The sequence below is a fragment of the Streptomyces sp. NPDC001508 genome (genome assembly GCF_040298665.1).
In the GTDB taxonomy this organism is placed as follows: Bacteria; Actinomycetota; Actinomycetes; order Streptomycetales; family Streptomycetaceae; genus Streptomyces.
This window is the reverse complement of the sequence record NZ_JBEPAP010000159.1, coordinates 1-1626: the sequence shown is the minus strand read 5'-3', so window position 1 is coordinate 1626 and position 1626 is coordinate 1. Positions and strand designations below refer to the sequence as shown.

At 68.8% G+C, this 1626-nt stretch carries 1 protein-coding gene; it reads right to left on the bottom strand.

Annotation, left to right across the window (positions count from 1 at the left end):
• Positions 1-150: 150 nt before the first annotated feature.
• Positions 151-1539 (bottom strand): IS1380 family transposase, encoded by a 1389-nt coding sequence (locus ABT245_RS45835; RefSeq protein WP_351747098.1) that lies wholly within the window; start codon positions 1537-1539, stop codon positions 151-153.
• Between the last annotated feature and the right edge of the window lie 87 nt (positions 1540-1626).

Below are 1626 nucleotides of genomic sequence, written 5' to 3'. Positions count from 1 at the left end.
CCTCGATCCACCGCGTGAATTCTGATCAAGGGTGTCGGGCGGGTTCCGGGTGTTTCTGCGGGGTGCGGGCAGCGGCGATCGCCGGGTGTCCGTCCGGTGCGGGGTCTCCCAGGTCTTTCGGGTCGTGGGCGGGCAGGGCGGTCGCGTGGGTCAGGTGCGCATGCGGTGTCCGGTGGCTGTCCACAGGTCGGTGAAGTCGTCCTGCCAGCACCAGTGTTGGGGCAGGTGGAGGGTGAGGCGGCGGGCGCCGGTGGCGATCCGGGCGGGGATGTTGATCAGGTGGCGGCGGATCGTTCCGGTCCGCGCTTTGGCGTGGAAGACGGAGGCGAGGTGGCCGGCCGCGCGGGTGAGGTTGTAGGCGGTGGCGGCGAGGGTGAGCCAGGCGGCGTTCGCGGTGAACTTCCCTGACGGCAGGTGCGCGAGCGCGGAGTCTTCCAGGTCGGCGAAGACCTGCTCGACCTGGGCGTGTTCGCGGTGCATGGGTTCGGCCTGGGCCAGGACGAACGGGCTGTCGGTGAAGATGACGTGGTGGCGCCAGACGCTGAACAGTTCGGCCTGTCCATCGGGCACGCTCTTCGGGTTCAGGCGCTTGACCCGGCGCACGATCAGCCGGGCGGTGGTGTGGAACGCCTTCTTCTTGCTGGTGAACGCAGTGAAGGGGACCTCGGCGATCTCGGCGTCGGAGATCCAGCGTTCCTCTTCGGCGTCCCAGACGGCGGCGGCGTACTTGATCGGCGTCCAGGCGTCCTCAGCAATGCCCGCGATGGCTTCACGGATCTTCTTCCTGACGGCGACCACGAGCGAGAACCGTGCACCGGCCTTGCGGCAGACCTCGACGACCTTGTGGGAGAAATACGCGGAGTCGGCACGGACGACGATCTGCGCGGTGATGCCCATCGCCCGCACGGTGGCCAGCGCCTCGCGCAGCAGACTCGCCGCACCCTTGCCGGAGCCTGCCGAGCCCTTGCGCAGCCTCGTTGCCACGATCACCGGCGCGCAGGTGGACGTCTTGACGGTCACGATCTGGAAGTGCAGGCCGCGCTGCTTGGTGTAGCCGAAGGAGGCGCCCTGCTTGGCCGGCCCGTAGACCTGCTTGACCTTGGAGTCGATGTCGACGAACACCACCTCGTCCGCTGTGGGGATCAGCCCGGTGTGCGCGGCCAGGTTGCAGGTGAACGCCCGTGCGGCGGACTCCAGTTGGCGTACGTGCCCCCAGGTGAAGGCGCGTAGGAACGTCCCCAGCGTGGACGGCGCGCGCACCCCGCCGAACAGGCGGGCCAGCCCGCCGTGACGCAGCACGTCCAGGTCGTCGATGCTGTCCGCCCCGGCGACCATCCCGCCCACGATGCTCATCGCCTTCGCGTCGGCAGCCGTCCCGGCGCCGTTCTTCGCGCCGCTCAGCTTGACCTTCTCGGCCACCAGCGCGGGCAGATCGCACCGCCCGGCCAGCCGGATCGTGGGGACCAGACCGGCATGCGCGATCAGGTCGGGGTCGTCGAACGCGGCGAACAGCTCCGCGGGCCTGTGGGAGACTTTCACTTCAGAGGTGCCTTGCTTCGTGGGACTGATGAGGGCGTAGGAACTCCCATCATCCCAGGTCAGCAGGCACCTCTTCCCATTTCCCCG